Raw genomic sequence first — 18,254 nt, forward strand, 5'->3', positions numbered from 1 at the left:
CCGGGCCTCTCGGTCCGGGCCTTCGTCGTGCAGGCGGCGCCGACACGAGTCGCGATCGCGGGCGGGATGCCGCGGGCGCACCGGCTCCGACGGGTCGGGTCGCTGCGTCGGCGACGCACGGACATCGGTTCAGAGGAGGCGGGTGGGCACCGGTTCGTCGGGCACGTGCGCATCGACGCGGTGCACGCGCCCGCCCGCGCGCTCGGTGACGAAGTCGACGGCCCGGTCTCCCTCGTACAGCACCGCGGTGCCCTCGTCGAGACCGAAGCCACCGGGAAGGATGCCCGCGTCGACCGCCCGCCGCAGGGCCGGCCGCCGCTCGGCCTGCGAGTCGTAGTGCACCCCGAGCGAGCCGGGGATGAACCCGAGGCCGTCGTCGATCGTCCGCACCTCGCCGAATCCGGAGGTGGGGCCGCCCTCGTGCCAGCACAGCGCGCCCGCGGACGTTCCCGCCAGCAGCACGCCGCTGCGCCACGCATCGCGCAGGGCGGTGTCGAGGCCATGCGCCCGCCAGAGCGCCAGGAGGTTGACGACGCTCCCCCCGCCCGTCCAGACGAGGTCGGCCGACTGCAGGACCTCGCGGAAGTCGACGACCGTGCGGCCGTAGAGCCGCAGGTGCACGGCATCCACCCCCGCCGCCATCGCCGCGGCGAGCTCGCGCCCCTCGTCGATCCGCTGGTCGCCGCCGGCCGTGTTGACGAAGACAACGCGGGGCCTGCCCTCGACGCCGGTGAGGTCGAGAGCGTGGTGCAGGAGGGGACCGAAGGCCACGTCACCCCACGACGTGTCGGCCCACCCGCCGCACGTGGCCAGAATCCGGGGGGTGCTCACGCGCTCACCTCCACGGCATCCGCGTTCCACGCGCGCACGCGCGCATCGGGCCAGGTGGCGCCGGCGAGGGCGAACGCGATCGCGCGCTCCTCCCCCGCCTCGAGCCCGAAGGCGTTGTCGTCGAGCCAGGCGCCGGACGCGGTGGGGAACCCGTCGACGAGGACGAGGGGCGCGGGCACGTCGCCGACGTTGCGCACGCGCAGAACGCCGTCTCCCCAGCGGGCCTCGAGCCGCGTGCGCGGCTGCTCCTTCAGCGGCGCCGGGCCGGTGGCGTAGGGCGCGAGGAGCTCCTCGATCGGCCGGTCGGCCAGCTCGTCGAGCGGCAGCGCCTCGATCGCGCTCGCCTCGGCGCTCTTCGGCTGCGCGTTCAGCGCGTACCAGGCCGACGAGATGCGGGCGCCGTCCGAGTCGTAGAGGTACACCGCCAGCACGAGGGGACCGTCGTCGGGAGCCTCGGCGTCGAGGGTGAACGCGCGCGCGTGGGCGTCGGCATCCAGATCCACGGATGCCGACCGCTCGGCGATCACGCCGAAGCGGGCGTCGTAGAGGCGGGCGCTCACCGTCGCCGTCAGGGGGTGAGGCGTGTCGTTGGACGCGTGCACCTCGGCCGAGAGCACCTCGCCCGCGGCGAGCGCGGTGCGGTCGTACACCGCGAACGCCGACTGCGCGGCCCCGAATTGGCGCGCGCGGTAGTACGACAGCTTCGCGCGGCCGTAGTAGTCGACGATCGCCCAGGATGCACCGGGGAAGACCTCGCCGACCTTGTAGAACCAGTACGCCGACGTGCGGGTACCCGCGTGCGCCCGCAGGCGCTCCGAGGCGAACCGCAGCGCGTCGCCCTGGGCGAGCTGGGAGTACTCCACGAACGTCGCCCAATCGGTGAGCGGTCCGTAATGGGCGTAGCGCGCCTGTTTGAACAGGTCGAACAGCGAGAACTGCGCCTGGTGCTGCAGGATCGCGCCGTGCGCGGGCGGCGGCCACTGTTCCAGCAGCGCCGGATCGAGGAAGCGCGCCATGCTGTCGAGGTCGCACTGGCTCGACAGCCCGTACTCTCCGAACACCGGCGGGACGTGCGTCGCGTACGCCTCGACGGGCTGACCCTCGTGGTAGACGCCGTAGTAGTGCTCGCTGCCGCCCCACGGATCGGTGCGGTGGAACGGGCGCGTCGGATCGTACTGCCGCACGCGGGTGCCGATGACGGTGAGCAGGTCATCGCCCGACACGGTGTCGGGGTTCTCGTTGCCTCCACCCCACATCACCAGCGACGGGTGCGAGCGCAGGCGGCGGACGATGCGCGACGCCTGCTCGTCGACGGTGGCGAGCGTGGCGCCCGTGGCATCCAGTCCGAAACTGAGGGGGAACTCCTGCAGGACCAGGATGCCGCGACGGTCGCACTCGTCGTAAAAGGCGTCGCTCTCGACGGTGCCGCCGCCCCACGCGCGGAGCATCTGCAGGTTCGCCCGCACGCACAGGTCGAGGATGTGCCGGTCGATCTCGAACCCCCGACGCGCCATCGGATCGGTGAAGCACCAGTTGGCGCCCTTGAGGAACATCGCGCGGCCGTTGACGACGAACCGCCAGTCGTACACGTCGTCGCCCGACACCTCGGGCAGCGCGCGCATCTCGACGGTGCGGATGCCGACCGTCGCCGCGCGCGAAGACCCGGCGACGCTCGCCTCGACGCGATACAACGGCTGCGCCCCGTACCCGAACGGCCACCACAGTCGCGCGTCCGGGACGTCGATCTCGACCGCGTGCCGGGACGTGCCGCGGGAGGCGACGACCTGCGCCGTGACGTCGGAGACCACCGTCCCGTCGGGGTCGAGCACGCGGATGCGGGTCGGGGCGGCACCGCCGTCGGTGTGAGCGGTCAGGTCCCACTGCACGCGGATCCGCGCCGCCCCCTCGGCGGCGTGCACGGTCGAGACGAACAGATCCTCGAGCTCGAGGTCGGGCACGCGCTCCAGGCGCACCCCGCGCCAGATCCCCATCGAGATGAGGTGTCCGTAGTGCCATCCCCACCCGGGTGAGGGCGTGAGCACCCCGTGCCAGTCGCGCGGGGGCGGGTCGACGCGCACGACGATCTCGTCGGTACCGTCCCCGCGCAGCAGGGCCGTCACGTCGATGTCGGGACCGCCGTACATGCCGGAGTGGCGGGCGATCGGTTCGCCGTTGAGCCAGAAGGATGCCGCGTCGTCGACGCCGTCGAACGACAGGCGCACGCGCTGCCCGAGCCACGACGCCGGCACGTCGAATCGGCGGGCGTACCACCACTGCTGCTCCTCGACGCGGGTGCGCCGGAAGTGCCACGGCCATTCGGCGGGCACGCCGTGCGCGACGAGCTCCGCGTGGGTGTGGTCGTGCAGCAGCGGGTCGGGGATCTCGCCCGCGGCGGTCAGGGCCGCCTGCACCGTTCCCGGGACGGCGGCAGGGATCCAGTCCGAGCGGTCGGTGTCGGGTCGGTGCCAGCCCACCGGCGCCGGCGGCCGCGGACCGGCGAACCACCGCTCGATCGCGAACTCCCGACCCGCGGGGGCTCCGGCAAGCAGCCACTCGCCGTCGAGCGAGACCGCCTCGCGGTCGACGGCGAGCGCACCGCCGCCCTGCGCCGAGACGACCGGCGAGGAGACGGGCAGGGTCGCGTGCTCCTGCACCCAGCGGTCGCCGTACAGCGGCGAGGCCAGCGACCGCGCCCTCTCCCGGTCGTCGAGCGAGGTCATGCCCTCACTTCACCGCCCCGGCGTACAGTCCGCTGACGAAGAAGCGCTGCGCGAAGACGAACAGCAGCAAGATCGGCAGGCTCATGATGAGCACGGCCGCCATGATGTTGCCCCAGTCGGCGAGGTACTGCGCCTTGAAGTAGAGCACGCCCGTCGTCAGGGTGCGCTTCGACGGGTCGGTGAGCAGCAGCTGCGGGACGAGGTAGTCGTTCCACACGCCCACGCCCTGCAGGACCCAGAACGTCGCGATCGCCGGGCGGGCGAGCGGGAGGAAGATCCGGCGGAAAAGGGTGAAGTAGCCCGCGCCGTCGATGACCGCGGCTTCGACGATCTCCTTGGGCACCTGGCGCATGAAGGCCGCCATGAGGAAGACGCCGAAAGGCAGCGCACCGGCGATGTAGATGAGGATGACGCCGGCGTAGTTGTTGATGAGGCCGAGGTCACGGACCACGCGAAACTGCGGCACGAGCGCGAGCTGCATCGGCAGGAAGATGCCCGCCGCGAGCAGCAGGTACACGCCCGAGCCGATGCGGGTCGCCTGGCGCACGATCGCATACGACGCCAGCGCCGCGACGAAGGTGGCGACGGTCATGCTGACGACCGTCAGCAGCACCGAGTTGAAGAAGAGGTTCGCGAACCCGGCATCCTGCCAGGAGGTGACGAAGTTGTCGAAGGTCGGCGCCTGGGGAAGGCCGGTCGGGTTCGTCAGCACCTCGAGGTTCGGCTTGAACGCCGTGATGACGATGATGACGATCGGGTAGATCATCGCGATGCTGAGCACGATCAGCAGCAGGTTGATCGGGAGGCGGCGGGCGAGGCGGAGCATCGACCGGGAATCGAAGCGTGAGCGCGTGGGCGCGTGCGTGGTCATCGGTTGCCCTCCTCGGCGGCGACGCGGTTGTTGAGTCTGTTCTGCACGGCGGCGATCGCGATCAGCACGATCAGCACGAGCACGGCCATCGCCGAGGCGTAGCCGAAGTTGTTGTTGACCAGGCCCTCCTGGAACACCTGCGTCATGAAAAGCTGCGTCGAGTTGCCCGGTCCCCCTCTCGTCATCAGGTAGACGGTGTCGAAGGCTCGCAGCGCGCCGTTGATCGAGAGGACGAGCACGAGGCCGATCGAGGGGATCATGAGCGGGATCGTGATGAAGCGCATCGCCTTCCAGCCCCGCGCGCCGTCGACCTTGGCCGCCTCGAGGATCTCGCCGGGGATGGTCGAGAGCCCCGCGAGGAAGATGACGACGTTGAAGCCCAGTCCGCTCCAGAGGTCGACGAGGATGACGCTGTACAGCGCCAGGTCGTAGTTGCCGAGCCAGTCCTGGGCGAGCCCGCCGAGCCCGATGCTGCGCAGCAGCGTGTTGAACGTGCCCGAGGTGGGGTCGTACATGAAGCTCCACGTGAACACGATCGCCACCGGGGAGATGACCATCGGCGCGAAGAAGATCGCGCGGTAGATGTTGCCGAGCCGGAGCTGGCGGTGCAGGAGCACCGCGATGAGGAACGCCAGGATCGTCTGCACGATGATCTTGAAGAACCCGTAGATCGCGGTGTTGCCGATCGCCTCCATGAGCACGGGGTCGCCCGAGAAGATGCGCACGAAGTTGTCCGCTCCTACGAACTCCCACGCGCGGTTGAACCCGCGGGCGTCGGTGAAGCTCGCGACGATGACCTGTCCCATCGGATACACCGTGAAGACGGTGTAGAGCACCAGCGCGGGGGCGACGGCGATCCAGAACTTGCCCGCGGTGGAACGCCCGGTCCACAGGCGCGTCTTCAGCGAGCGCGTGGTCACCGCCTGCGTCGCGGTGGGGTCGTCCAGGGCGAGGACCCGCGGGTCCTCGACGCGTGTGCTGCTCATAGCGTTCCAATCGAGTCGGAAGAAGGGATGACGACGGTCACGCCCCGGGCGGGCACATAGACGCGCCCGTCCGAGACCGGGGCGCGGCGCCCGTCGAGGTCGTCGGTCTCGGCCGCGCCGAGACCCGTCAGGTGGAGCGACAGGGGTTCGTCGTCGTAGGTGGCCACGACGACGGCGCGGGTGCCGCCGGCCCCTTCCCACACGGTGAGGAGGTCGTGGACCGTGCCGTCGGGGCGGTGGGCGACGACGTCGTGGTCGACGACGAGGCGCCCGTTCCAGAGCAGGTCGCGGTGGCGCTCGCGCAGCGCGTCGGCCGCGCGGGCGAGCGCCACGGTCGCGGGCATGTCGCCCGGTCGACCCTTGAAGTTGTACGGCTCGAGGCTCATCGCGTACCCGTAGAGAAGGCACTGCGCGACCATCGAGCGGTCGTCGAACCCGGTGAGCGCGGTCACGATGCGGGCATCGGGGCGCAGCTGACGGCCGAGCGGGCGGTGCGTCGGCGAGGCGCTGCGGAAGTACGACACGTCGTAGTGTGCGAACTGGTCGTCGTACGCGCCCTCGGCGGCGATGACGAAGGTGTCGGCGCGGTCGCCGAGCGCGGCGCGGATGTCCTCGACGAACTCGGCATCCCACGTGAACGCGCTCGCGCCCACCGGGTGCCCGTGGTCGTCGGCGAAGCACAGCAGCGCACGACCGTGATAGAGCGACTCATCCGCCAGAATGCCGTCGGCCCCCCACGCGGCCATCTCGGCCACCTCGTCGGCGAAGCGGCGGCGCAGCGCCTCGACGCCGAAGCACAGCGGCACGTACCAGGGGGTCGCGATGCCGTAGCGCTTGCGTGACGAGTGGTACACCGGACCGGGCTGCGCGTAGGGCTGCCCGTTGACGTCGCGCGAGACGAAGGGCTCGAGCTCGTCCCACAGCGGGCCGGGCTTCTCGACCCACACGTACTTCACGTACAGCACGGTGGCGACGTCGAGCTCGCGCGCGCGGTCGAGGGCGCGGCGCAGACCTTCCTCGCCGCCGAGCTTCGCGGCGGGCCGGTGCTGGGGCACGAGACCGTCCTGACCGCCTTCGTTCCAGCCGACGATCTGGATCGCGCCGATGCCCTCGCGCGCGCACTCCTCGATGATGTCGAGGAGTGCGTCGAAGTCGTAGCGGGGTTCGCCCTCGGTCGACATGAGCTGCACCTGCAGCCACGAGCGCGGCTCTCGGAGCCAGGATGCCGCGCTCTTCCGCGTCGGGTCTTGCGTGGGCAGGTAGGCCGCGAGGCCGTCCTGCCACTCCCCCGCGTACGGCGCGAGAGCCATTTCGGGAAGCGCGGCCTCGGCGCCATCACCCGCGGGGAAGTGGATGGCGTCGAGGGTCACGGCCGCGTCGTCGGCCGCGGTGCGGCGCAGGCTGTCGGCGAAGCCCGGGACGAGACTCGCCCGCCAGCCGATGAAGTCCAGGGTGCGGGCAGCGGGTTGCACCGTGAGCCCGCCCGTCTCGCTCGCGAGCACGACGAAGGGCGACGTCGGCGTCCCCACCAGCTCGGGGCGCAGGTTGCCACTGGCGTAGTCGGGGTACAGCGTTCCCCAGTAGGGGGCGTTGGAGTCGAACACCGGCAGCAGCGAGACGCGCGTCCCCGTGGAGTAGTCGACGCCGCGGAGTTCGAGTGCGCCCTCGACCGGACGGATGCCGCCGAGCGAGGGGAAGCGGACGGCCTCGACGCCGCCGGAGTCGAGGTGGAACGACAGCGACAGCCGCAGCACCCCGTCGCGCACGCGCGCCCCGACGACGATCTCACCCGTCAGCCGCTCGCCGGCGGAGGTCACGGGATCCCGCCACCTCAGGCGCAGCGCCGTGCCACCCTCCCGCTCGACGTGCGTCAGCGTCTGCGCGGCCGTCTCGACGACGACCGTGCGGTCGCCTCCCCGCGGGATCTCGATCACGAACAGCGACGGACGCCCGCCCGCGAGGGGCGCGAGACCGGTGTTCAGGCCGTCGAGAGCGCGCAATCCGCCCGTCTCGGGGTCGAACGTCGCGGTGATGCGATCGTCGGCGATCGTCAGCAGGGAGGTCACAAGCACATCCTCGTTCTCGTTGTGTAGCCATACTACATCTTCTGGTCGATACTGCCGCAGTGGATGCAAAATCCGTCGCCGACTTCGCTGTTTCGCGTAGCTGCGCTACCGCCCGAGCGGGTGGCATCCCCTCCCGCGCGGGTTTGGGGCGCGTTCTCCCGTTTGGGGCGGAGAATCACGCGCCCCGAACGGAGAAACACGCCCCAAACCCGGGAAGACGGGGAGGGATGCCACGGGGACCGGGGATCCGTCGCGTCTCAGTCGGCGTTCGCGCGGACCTCGACGAGCGCCGCATCGAGCTCGGCGATCACGGTGTCGACGTCCGCGCGGCCCGCGATGAGGTTCTGCATGCCCACGAGGAGCGTCTCCTGCAGCTGCGGGTGCGCGGGGATCACGACGGGGCGGAAGGTCTTCCCCTCCCACGCCGCCGTCATCGCGGGGAAGAGGGGGTCGTTCGCCGAGACGTCGATGCCCTCGGTCGTGGGGAACGCCTTCACCGAGGTGAGGAAGTCGGTGTACACGTCGTCCTGGAAGAAGAAGTCGATGAAGCTTTCGGCCGCCTCGACGCGATCGTTTTCGGGGTTGATCCCCCACGCGACGAGGTAGCTCCCCCACATGTCGGCGACATCGGCATCCAGCGTGGGGAAGTTCATGTAGCCGGGCTCCACCCCCGCCGCTCGCGCATCGGAGAGGATCCAGGTCGCGGGGAACATCGCCGCCTGACCGGTGAGGAAGGCGGACTTCGCCGCCGACTGGTTCGTCCCGAGCGGATCGGGCATGTACGCCGGGACGAGGTCCTTCACGACCTCGAGCGACGCGGCGTAGCCGGGGATGTCCGCGAAGGTCTTCTCCCCGGCGAGCAGCTCCTCGATCGCGCCGGGATCGTCGGGGAAGACGTGCTGCGCCATCGCGTAGTAGGCGACGAACTGCGGCCACCAGCTGTCCTGCGCGCTCATCGCGAGCGGCGTGATCCCCGCCGCCGAGAGCTTCTCGGCCGCGGCCTTCAGCTCCGTGTAGGTCTGCGGCACCTCGGTGATGCCCGCCTTCTCGAACAGGGCGGCGTTGTAGATGATGCCGTTGCCCGACTGCGAGATGGGCACGGAGTAGGCGGCATCCCCGTCCGCTCCCCGACGGGCTTCCTGCGCCGCCGCGTCGTCGAGCCGCGAGAAGAAGTCGGCGCCCGAGAGGTCGGCGGCGAAGCCGTCGCGCACGAAATCGGTGAGGTTCTTCGGGTCGAAGCCGTAGACGTCGGGGCCGGCACCGCCGGAGAGGCGCGTCTTGAGCACGTTGTCGTAGTCGTTCGTGTTGACGAACTCCGCGTTCACGGTGATGCCGGGGTTCGCGGCCTCGAACGCGTCGATGACCGTCTCGTACGCCTTCTGGGTGTCGCCCCCGTCGCCCCACATGAGGAAGCTCAGGGTGGTCTCGTCGCTCGAGGCGGACTGGCATCCGGCGAGGGATGCCACGGCGAGTCCGGCCAGGGCGGTGGCGGCCGCGGCGGTCAAGGGAAGGGAACGGGGCATGAGAGCGCCTTTCGAAAAGGGAACCGCCTCGCCCGGGATCTCCCGAGCGAGGCGGTTCGGATGTTCAGCGGTTGTTGGCGCGGTACTGCTCGAGCGCGAGGTCGAGGTCGCCCAGCACCTGTTCGGTGCTCTTCTGCCCACTGATGATGTTCTGCAGGCCCACCAGCAACGCGTCCTGGATGCTCGGATCGGTCGGCGAGAACGCCGCCACGAAGGTCTTGCCCTCCCACGCGGCCTGCATGTCGGGGAAGAGCGGGTCGACGTCGGCGCCGATCTCCACGCCCTCGGTGGTCGGGAAGAGCTTCACCTTGTCGAGGAACGTCTTGTAGGTGTCGTCCTGGAGGAAGAAGTCGAGGAACTTCTGCGACGCGGCGAGCTTGTCGTCGCCGTTGTTCGGGTTGAGGCCGAAGCGCACCTGGTAGGTGCCCCATAGGTCGTCGGAGGGCTGATCCACCGTCGGGAAGTTCATGTAGCCGAGGTCCAGGCCGGCCTCACGGGCGTCGGAGAGGATCCAGGTGGCGGGGAACATGGCCGCCTGCCCGCCCAGGAACGCCGATTGCGCGGCGGTCTGGCTCGTGCCGACCGGGTTGGGCATGTAGTAGGGCGTCAGGTCGCGCACCACGTCGAGCGACTCGGCCCAGGCGTCGCTCTGCGAGAACGTCGTCTCCCCCGCGGCCATCTGCTCGCCGAGCTCCTCGTTCGCCCCGTGCTCCGCGAGCGCGTAGTAGACGATGAACTGCGGCCACCAGTTGTCCTGCGCGCTCATCGCGAAGGGGATCACGCCGGCGTCGGAGAGCTTCTTCGAGTCGGCGAGGAGCTCGGAGTAGGTCGTGGGCGTCTCGGTGATGCCGGCCTGCGCGAAGAGCGCCTTGTTGTAGATGATGCCGTTGCCCGAGAGCGAGATCGGCAGGTTGTACGTGCCGCCCTCGCGCTGGCTGTCCTTCGCCGCCTCCGGGGTGAGCTTGGAGAGGTAGCTCTCTCCGCCGTCGGAGAGGTCGGCGGCGAAACCGTCGTCGACGAACGTCTTGATGTTGCCGAGATCGAAGCCGTAGATGTCGGGCCCCGCACCGCCGGAGAGGCGGGTCTTGAGGATGTTGTCGTAGTCGTTCGTGTTGAAGAACTCGGCGTTCACCGTGATGTCGGGGTTGGCCTCCTCGAACTTCGAGATGACGTCCTCGTAGGCGGTCTGGGTATCGCCCCCGTCGCCCCACATCAGGAAGCTGAGCTCGGTCGGGCCTCCGCTCGAACCCCCGGCGCACCCGCTGAGCGCGCCCACCGCCGTCAACGTCACGGCTGCGATCGCCGTGTGCTTCAGCCACTTCGTCATGGCTCGTCCCCTCATCTTCAGTGATCGCCGGTCACGCCACTGCGACCGGAGTACGTCGGTAGCGATACTACACAAAAGGGGAACGAATGCCACCTGATTCGAGAGAAATGGGTCGGATTATCGATCTATCGCTAGTCTGACTACGCAGACGACGCCTCTGACTAATAGGGTGTCGCCTCATGGACTTCCCCTCGACGCCGATCGGCCGCCGACTGACCATCAACACCATCGTGCGGCGACACCAGATCGAAGCGACGCGCGACCGCTCCCTGTGGGAGGACGAGACGCCCTTGCACTCCGCCGCCCTCGTCGAGCGCTTCTCCGACGCCGTGCGCAGCGCCGTGCCCGACGCGCGACTCACCTGGGCCCTGTCGTGGGGAGCGCTGACCGACGACTCCCCGCGCTACCGCGACATCCGGCGCACCCTCGCGCGGATCGCGACGGACCACGGCGACGACGTCACCTTCGTCCCGGGCGGCTTCTTCGCCAATCTCTACGGCTCGCGCGACGAGGTGGCCCGCGACATCTCGGATGCCGTGGACCTTCTGCACGCGTCCTTCGACCGGGCCACCACCTCTCTCGTCGCCGGGTTCCTCGCCGCCGAGAACATCTCCCGCGCCCGGGATCTCGGCATCCGCACCGTGCAGGGCAACATCTGGAGCCAGTTCGACATCGACCTCCAGGACGGCGACGGCTCGCTCGCCTACCCCTACTACCCCTCCCGGAACCACTTCCTCGTACCCGGCCGCGGCGATGACCGCATCGACGCGGTGCAGCTCGACGGCTGGACGGTCGACCTCGTCGCCGCCCGTACCGCGGGCATGTCGTCCGAGTACAACTCGCGGCTGGGGCTCGGCCCCATCGAGACGCTGCACCGCCTGCCGCGCGCGGACGCGCTGAGAGAACTGGATGCCACGAGCGAGGCGCACCTGAACGAGCGCAACGTCGCGCGCAACGGCCTCGGATGGCTGACGGTCAACTACGAAATCAGCGAGGTCGCGCGCGGGCTCGAGCACGATCCCACGACGCTCGACGCCTGGGCGGGCTGGCTCGGGGGCCTTCGGGAGCGGTGGAGCGACCTCGAGGTGACGACGATCGCCCGGTTCGGCGACGAGTGGCGCGCCCGGCACGCCGACAACGAGGACCTCGCCTACCTCCTGCAGCAGAGCGGCAGCGGCGTCCAGGCGTCGCGCGCGGGAGAGACGGTGACGTGGTTCATGTGCGCCGACTTCCGCCTCGGCGTCGTCCAGGTCGGCGACGTGGTCGAGGTGTTCGACTTCACCTCCTACGCCGGCGCTTTCGCCGAGCCCGCGGAGCGCGGGGACCGTCGGTGGAGCCTGCTGGGCGAGATCAACCAGAAGCAGACGCGTCCGCAGGACCGCCCCGTGGCTCTGGCCGCCTTCCTCGCGCAGCACCCCGACGTCGACGCCGCCCTCGACCGGCGGTGGGGCGATGCTCCCGAACTCCGCGCACTGCGGGAGGCCGCGTGATCGCCGTCACCGATCTCACCGTCGAGCACGCCGTCGACCCGGTCGGCGCGCCGGCCTCGCCGCGCTTCGGGTGGAGCCTGCGGTCCGACTCCGACGGCGTGCGGCAGCTCTCGTATCGCCTGAGCGTGCGGGCGGGCGGCAGAACGCTCTGGCAGAGCGGTCGCGTCGCGTCGGACCGCAGCGTCGACGTGGTCTACGACGGCCCGCCGCTGGCGTCGCTGCGTCGGTACGAGTGGAGCCTCGTGGTCACCACGACGATCGGCGACGCGGCCGCGACGGGGACCTTCGTCACCGCCGTCCTCGATGACCGGTGGCACGGTGCGTCCTTCATCGGCGCCGCCGACGAGGGCGCGGCCGCACCTCTGCTGCGCACCGAGTTCGAGGTGGATGCCGCCCCCGACGAGGCGTACCTCGTGGTCGGGGCCGGGGGCCTCGCCCACGTCGAGATCGACGGTGCGGTGCCCGACGCGAGCGTCCTCGGGCCCGGCTTCACCGACTACGAGGTGAGCGCGCAGTACACGGTGGTCGACGTGACCGCGCGGATGACCCCCGGTCGTCACGCGATCGGCGTCGAGCTCGGCCGCGGCTTCTTCGGCATGCGCGGGCGCAACACGTGGAATTGGGAGACCGCGCCCTGGCACGCCGATCCCTCCGCACGCCTGCTGCTCGTCCTGCGCGACGCCCGCGGCGAGCGCGTCATCGTGAGCGACGCCGCGTGGAGGACCGCCGCCGGCCCGACGCGCTTCGACGACCTCTACGCGGGTGAGGACTACGACGCCCGCCTCGAACAACCCGGGTGGAGCACCGCCGGGTTCGACGACGGCGCGTGGGCCGCGGCCCGCGAGGTCGAGGGGCCGCGCGGAGTCCCCATCCTCCAGCGGCAGCCGCCGATCGTCGAGGGCGAGCTGCTCGAGCCGACGCGGGTGACTCAGCTCGACGACGGACGCTGGGTCGTCCTCTTCCCCCGCGTGATCGCGGGGTGGGTCGAGGTGGACGCCGCCGCGGACCCCGGTGCCGAGATCGAGCTGCGGTTCGGCGAGAGCCTCCGCGCCGACGGGACGCCCAACTCCGACGACGAGAAGGGGTATTTCGACGGCCGTTTCCAGACCGATCGCGTGACGCTGGCGGATCGGCCGCTGCGGTGGCATCCGCGATTCACCTGGCACGGCTTCCAGCACGTCGAGGTGCGCGCGCGCCGCCTCCCGACCCTGCGCGCGCGCGTCGTGCACACGGAGGCCCCGCGTACGGGCCGCTTCGAGACGTCGTCGCCGATGCTGAACACCCTGCACGAGCTCACGGTGCGGACGATCCTCAACAACCTGCACGGCATCCCGACCGACACTCCGAAGTACGAGAAGAACGGGTGGACGGGCGACGGCATGGTCGGCGCCCGGATGATGCTGCTCAACCTCGACACGCACGAGCTGCTGGCGAAGTGGGTCGCCGACATCGCGGCATCCCGCCACGGCGAGGGTGCGCCCGAGGTGATCGCCCCCCACGGCGGCTGGAGCATGGACTGGACGCCCGCGCCGACGTGGCACTCGGCTCTGCTCCTCGTGCCGTGGGACATCTACGCGTTGCGGGGCGACGCGCGCGTGCTCGCGGACGTGTGGCCCGACGCGCGCGACTACCTGCGTTTCGAGCTCGCGCGCGGTGCCGACGGTCTCTTCGACACGACCCTCGGCGACTGGGTGAGCCCCGAGACCGATCCGGGCGGCGGGAACGCCCCCGAGGACACCCGGGTCGCGGCGACGGCGTTCGTCATCGCGATGTGCGACACCGCGGCCGCGATCGCGCGTGTGCTCGGCCACGATCCGGGCGAGTGGGAGCGGGCCGCCGCGGCCTCTCGCGCCGCGTTCGTCGCGGAATTCTGGGATGCCGAGACCGCCGAGCTGCGCGGCCGAGGAGACGCCGGATACCGCCAGGCGCACACCGCGTTGGCCCTGGCCTTCGACATCCTCCCCGCGGCCGACCGTCAGCGCGCAGCCGACCGGCTCGCCGCCGACGTGGTCGCGCGCGGACATCATCTGTCGACCGGGGCTCTCGCGACGAAGCACCTCCTCCCGCAGCTGACGCGTTTCGGTCACGCCGACGTCGCCGTGGCCCTGGCGCTGCAGACGACGTTCCCGAGTTGGGGTTTCTGGGTCGAGCGGGGCGCGACCTCGCTCTGGGAGCACTGGAAGGAGGAGTCGCGCTCGCGCGGGCACTACTTCCTCGGCACGATCGAGGACTGGTTCTTCGCGGACGTGGCCGGGCTGCAGGCGGTCTCACCGGGGTGGCGCGACGCGCGGATCGCCCCTCGGGTGATCGGCACCGCGCTGTCGTCGGCGTCGGCTGCCGTGCGGACCCCGTACGGCGAGCTGTCCGTGCGGTGGCGCGTCGAGGGCGGCGAGGTGACGCTGTCGTGCGAGGTGCCGATCGGCATCCGCGCCGAGATCGAGCTGCCGGGGTTCCACGGCCGGGTCGAGGCCGGGAGGCACGAGGTGCGGGTGGCGCTGGGCTGAGGGCGGGGCCAACCGGCAGACGAGGAGGTCCCGGCTCGGCCGCGAACGCGATCCGCGCGCAGGAACACGCGGTCGGGCGGCTGATCGCCGGCTCCGGTCCGCCGGTCGCCGCGCTTCCGGCGGCGGTCTGGAGTGCGGCGGCGGCGTCACCCACGCCGAACAACGCCGTCCACCACAGCGATAAACGCTCCCCGTGCTGAGAAACGGTCTCTCCGAGCGTTTCTCGACACGGGAAGCGTTTATCGGCAGCGGGCGGGTGGGCGCGCGGGCGGGGCGGGGCGGCGGCGCCTCACCAGGCGGAGTAACCGCCGTCGATCATCACCACCGAACCGGTCATGTACGACGCGGCATCGGATGCCAGGAACGCCACCAACGATCCGATCTCCTCGGGGGCCCCGAGCCGACCCATCGGCGTGCGCCGCACCCAGTCATCCCACCACTCGTCGGGGACGCCCTGCTTGGTCAGGTCGGTGCCGACATAGCCGGGGGCGACCGCGTTGACGCGGATGTTCTGCTCGGCGAACTCGATGGCCAGCGACTTCACCGCCAGGTGCACGGCGCCCTTCGACGCGTTGTACGCGGCCTGGCGCTGAGGCGCGTTCGCGAGCTCGCCCGACATCGAGCCGATCGCGACGATCGATCCGCCGCGATCCTGCATGTGGCGGGCGGCCTCGCGGGCGCACCAGAAGGTTCCCGTCGCGTTGACGGCGAGCACGCGGTCCCAGGTCTCGCGCTCCAGCTCGAGGGAGGGCTGATGGTTGGCGATCCCCGCCGAGGTCACCAGCACGTCGACGGACCCGAGGCGCTGCGCGACGTCCGCGAAGGCGGCCTCGACGGCGGCGGGGTCGGTCACATCGAGGTGCACGTACGACACCCGACCGTCGGGGAAGGAGGATGCCGCTTCCGTCCCGGCCTCGTCGAGGACGTCGGCGATCACGACGCGCGCACCGAACTCCACGAGGGCGGTCACGACCGCGAGGCCGATCCCCCGCGATCCTCCCGTGACCACCGCGACGCGATCCGTCAGCTCCAGCCGTTCCCGGTACATCATCGTCCCCCTTCGGCACTCCACCATGGAGCGCGAGTCCGCTAAGATGTAGCCATACTACATGGAAGGAGCTCGCGATGACCCTCGACGTCGAGCAGGCCAGCGAAGAGTCCACCGACACTCTCCTCGAGCGCATCACCCGGCAGGTGCCCCACCTGCGCCGTTCCGAGCAGCGGGTCGCCGCCATCGTCCTCGACGACCCCGTCAGCGCCGCGCAGTTCACGATGGCGGGCCTGGCCGAGGCCGCCGAAGTGAGCGAGCCCACGGTCATGCGCTTCTGCAGCTCCGTGGGGTGCGAAGGGTTCCAGGACTTCAAGATCCAGCTCGCGCAGACCCTCGCCCTCGGTCTCCCGGTGACGCACTCGTCGATCACCGCCGACGACTCCCCGGGCGATGTGGCGGAGAAGATCTTCGACCACACCATCTCGAGCCTCGACCGTGCCCGTCGCACCCTCGCACCGGCGGCCGTCGAGAAGGCGATCGCCGCGATCCTGGATGCCAGCGACATCCTCTTCGTCGGCTTCGGCGCGAGCGGCGTGATCGCTCAGGACGCGCAGCAGAAGTTCCCCCTGTTCGGCGTGCCCTGCCAGGCGCCCGAGGACTTCCACCAGCAGTTCATCGCCGCCACCATGTCGGGCCCGCGCAGTGTCACCGTGGCGATCTCGAACACGGGCCACACCGAGCAGACCCTCACCGTCGCGCGCGCCGCGCACAAGGCCGGCGGAACCGTCATCTCGCTCACCGGGCGCACGAGCCCCCTGTCGGAGATGGCCGACGTCCCCCTGATCGTGCGCACGTTCGAGGACACCGACGTCTACACGCCGTCGACGAGCCGCCTCGCCGGTCTCGTCGTCATCGACATCCTCGCCACGGGCGTCGCCCTGCGCCGCTCCCCCGAGCACACCGCGGCCGTGCGGCGCATGAAGAGCGAGCTGGCGGCGATGCGCCAGTCCGACGACACCGGCGAGGACCCGTCGTGACCGCCACGGTCCTGGTGACCTCGCGCTCGTTCGGCTCGGGGTCGTTCGACGCCGCGGGGGCGCTCGCCGACGCCGGGTACCGGCTCGTCCGCGCCGGCTCCGCGCACCGGCTCGACGAGCTCGCCCCCCTGCTGGCCGAGGCGGACGGGTGGATCGCCGGAACCGGGCCGGTCACGGCCGCGCACCTCGACCTCGCGCCGCGGCTGCGCGGCATCGCGCGCTACGGCGTGGGCGTCGACAACGTCGATCTGGTCGCCGCCGCCGCGCGCGGCATCCCCGTCACGAACACGCCGGGTGCGAACTCCGCCGCCGTGGCCGAGCACACCCTCGCCCTGCTGCTCACCGCTCTGCGCGGCATCCCGGCCGCCGACCGCCGGGTGCGGGCGGGCGACTGGTCGGGCCGTTCCGCGCGCGAGCTGTCGGCACTCACGGTGGGGGTCGTGGGTCTCGGGCGCATCGGCCGCCTCGTCATCGAACGACTTCGGGCGTTCGGAGCCACCGTCCTCGGCGCCGATCCCTGGGTCGATCCGTCCGACCCCCTGTTCGAGAGCGTGCAGCGCACCGACGTGGCGGAACTCGCGAGCCGCTGCGATGTCGTGACACTACACGCGCCCGGCGGGCAGACGGTGATCGACGAGCGCTGGCTCGCGACCGACGAGCGCCCCGTGCTGCTGGTCAACACCGCGCGCGCCGACCTCGTCGACGAGGAGGCCGTGGCGCGCGCCGCGCGTCGCGGGCGCGTGATCGCGTACGCCGCCGACACCCTCGCGACCGAGAACGTGGGCGAGACGGGGTCGCCCCTGCTGGCCGACGATCTCGCCGACCGCGTCGTGCTGACCGCGCACCTCGGGGCCCAGACGCGCGAGGGCGTCGACGGGATGGGGCGCATGGCGGTCGCCGACATGCTGGCCCTGCTGCGCGGGGCGACCCCCGCGCACCCCGTGCCCGCATGACTCCCTTCGTCCGGACGGCGACGGGCGACGTCGCCCCCGAGACCCTGGGGCGCGTCGACTACCACGAGCACCTGTTCCAGGTGTCGCCGCTCCTGCCCGGCGACGACCTCGACGACGAGGACGCCGCCCTCGAGGAGACGCGCCAGTTCGCGGCATCCGGATTCGAGACGATGGTGGATGCCACCCCCCTCGGCCTCGGGCGCCGTCCGGCGGCCACGCGGCGCATCGCCCGGGCGGCCGGGGTGACCGTGGTGCTGACGACCGGCCTGCACCGCCGCGAGCACTACCGCGACAGCGATCCCCTCCTCGACGCGGGGGTCGACGACCTCGCCGCCGCGTTCGAAGCCGATCTCGTGTCGGGGGCGGCCGAGCCGGGCGGCGAGCGCGACCCGGCGGTGCGCGCCGGCGTGCTGAAGGCGGGCCTCGGCTATTGGCGCATCGACCTGCACTCCGCCCGCACGATCGAGGCCGTCGGTCGCGCCCACGCCGCGACCGGCGCTCCCGTCATGGTGCACCTCGAGCACGGGACGGCGGCGTTCGAGGCCCTCGCGGCCCTCGATGCCGTGGGGGTCGCGGCCGACCGCGTGGCCCTGGCCCACATCGACCGCAATCCCGACCCCGTGCTCCACGCCGAACTCGCGGCCACGGGCGCCTACCTCGGCTACGACGGTCCCGCGCGCGCCCGGGAGCACCCCGACGCGGTGATCCTCGACTGCCTCGTGCGGGCGGCGGAAGCAGGGGCCGCCCGCCGCATCCTCCTCGGCGGCGACGTCGCCCGCCGCACGCGGTACGCCGCATACGGCGGCATCCCGGGCCTGCGCTACCTCGGCGAGCGCTTCGTGCCGCGCCTGCGTCGCGAGGGCGGGGGCGACCTCGCCGACGCGGTGCTCCGGCGCAATCCCGCGGCCTGGCTCACCTGGCGCTGACGGCCATGCACCCGGGCCGCGCTCCGTTG

General features: G+C 71.2%; 13 protein-coding genes. 5 read left to right on the forward strand and 8 right to left on the reverse strand.

Annotated features, from left to right (window positions below):
• Positions 1 to 129 precede the first annotated feature (129 nt).
• From ACFZA2_RS03495 to ACFZA2_RS03525, 7 genes are all read right to left on the reverse strand, one after another.
• On the reverse strand, positions 130 to 831 hold the full coding sequence (locus tag ACFZA2_RS03495; RefSeq protein WP_391400672.1) for a Type 1 glutamine amidotransferase-like domain-containing protein: 702 nt from the start codon (positions 829 to 831) through the stop codon (positions 130 to 132).
• Complete coding sequence (locus ACFZA2_RS03500) at positions 828 to 3,551, reverse strand: glycoside hydrolase family 2 protein (protein WP_391400675.1); 2,724 nt, start codon at positions 3,549 to 3,551, stop codon at positions 828 to 830. The genes ACFZA2_RS03495 and ACFZA2_RS03500 overlap by 4 nt, the downstream gene beginning before the upstream one ends.
• 4 nt (positions 3,552 to 3,555) lie before the next feature.
• On the reverse strand, positions 3,556 to 4,422 hold the full coding sequence (locus ACFZA2_RS03505; RefSeq protein WP_391400678.1) for a carbohydrate ABC transporter permease: 867 nt from the start codon (positions 4,420 to 4,422) through the stop codon (positions 3,556 to 3,558).
• Positions 4,419 to 5,408: a carbohydrate ABC transporter permease gene (locus tag ACFZA2_RS03510; protein ID WP_391400681.1), complete on the reverse strand. Its 990-nt coding sequence runs from the start codon at positions 5,406 to 5,408 to the stop codon at positions 4,419 to 4,421. The genes ACFZA2_RS03505 and ACFZA2_RS03510 overlap by 4 nt, the downstream gene beginning before the upstream one ends.
• Positions 5,405 to 7,474 (reverse strand): DUF6259 domain-containing protein, encoded by a 2,070-nt coding sequence (locus ACFZA2_RS03515; protein WP_391400685.1) that lies wholly within the window; start codon positions 7,472 to 7,474, stop codon positions 5,405 to 5,407. Before ACFZA2_RS03515 ends, ACFZA2_RS03510 begins: the two co-directional genes overlap by 4 nt.
• A gap of 257 nt (positions 7,475 to 7,731) precedes the next feature.
• On the reverse strand, positions 7,732 to 8,997 hold the full coding sequence (locus tag ACFZA2_RS03520) for an ABC transporter substrate-binding protein (RefSeq protein WP_391400688.1): 1,266 nt from the start codon (positions 8,995 to 8,997) through the stop codon (positions 7,732 to 7,734).
• A 64-nt stretch (positions 8,998 to 9,061) separates the two neighbouring features.
• Positions 9,062 to 10,324 carry an extracellular solute-binding protein gene (locus tag ACFZA2_RS03525; protein ID WP_315993452.1) on the reverse strand — a complete coding sequence of 421 codons (1,263 nt, stop codon included), beginning with the start codon at positions 10,322 to 10,324 and terminating at the stop codon, positions 9,062 to 9,064.
• A gap of 179 nt (positions 10,325 to 10,503) precedes the next feature.
• Here ACFZA2_RS03525 and ACFZA2_RS03530 point away from each other — a divergent pair, with 179 nt between their 5' ends.
• Both ACFZA2_RS03530 and ACFZA2_RS03535 read left to right on the forward strand, forming a co-directional pair.
• Positions 10,504 to 11,814: a DUF3863 domain-containing protein gene (locus ACFZA2_RS03530; RefSeq protein ID WP_391400692.1), complete on the forward strand. Its 1,311-nt coding sequence runs from the start codon at positions 10,504 to 10,506 to the stop codon at positions 11,812 to 11,814.
• Complete coding sequence (locus ACFZA2_RS03535; RefSeq protein ID WP_391400695.1) at positions 11,811 to 14,318, forward strand: family 78 glycoside hydrolase catalytic domain; 2,508 nt, start codon at positions 11,811 to 11,813, stop codon at positions 14,316 to 14,318. Before ACFZA2_RS03530 ends, ACFZA2_RS03535 begins: the two co-directional genes overlap by 4 nt.
• Positions 14,319 to 14,607: 289 nt before the next feature.
• Here the strand turns inward: ACFZA2_RS03535 and ACFZA2_RS03540 are convergent, their stop codons facing one another.
• Positions 14,608 to 15,369: an SDR family oxidoreductase gene (locus ACFZA2_RS03540; RefSeq protein ID WP_315993455.1), complete on the reverse strand. Its 762-nt coding sequence runs from the start codon at positions 15,367 to 15,369 to the stop codon at positions 14,608 to 14,610.
• Positions 15,370 to 15,443: 74 nt separating this feature from the next.
• Between ACFZA2_RS03540 and ACFZA2_RS03545 the strand changes: the two genes are divergently transcribed.
• The 3 genes from ACFZA2_RS03545 to ACFZA2_RS03555 are packed head-to-tail and all read left to right on the forward strand — an operon-like array spanning position 15,444 to position 18,225.
• A complete protein-coding gene (locus ACFZA2_RS03545; protein WP_315993456.1) occupies positions 15,444 to 16,346 on the forward strand; it encodes an SIS domain-containing protein in 903 nt (300 codons plus the stop codon).
• Complete coding sequence (locus tag ACFZA2_RS03550; RefSeq protein ID WP_391400700.1) at positions 16,343 to 17,299, forward strand: NAD(P)-dependent oxidoreductase; 957 nt, start codon at positions 16,343 to 16,345, stop codon at positions 17,297 to 17,299. Before ACFZA2_RS03545 ends, ACFZA2_RS03550 begins: the two co-directional genes overlap by 4 nt.
• Complete coding sequence (locus tag ACFZA2_RS03555) at positions 17,296 to 18,225, forward strand: phosphotriesterase (RefSeq protein WP_391400703.1); 930 nt, start codon at positions 17,296 to 17,298, stop codon at positions 18,223 to 18,225. Before ACFZA2_RS03550 ends, ACFZA2_RS03555 begins: the two co-directional genes overlap by 4 nt.
• The last annotated feature ends 29 nt before the right edge of the window (positions 18,226 to 18,254 follow it).

Source organism: Microbacterium sp. NPDC007973 (genome assembly GCF_042958465.1).
Taxonomy (GTDB): domain Bacteria; phylum Actinomycetota; class Actinomycetes; order Actinomycetales; family Microbacteriaceae; genus Microbacterium; species Microbacterium galbum.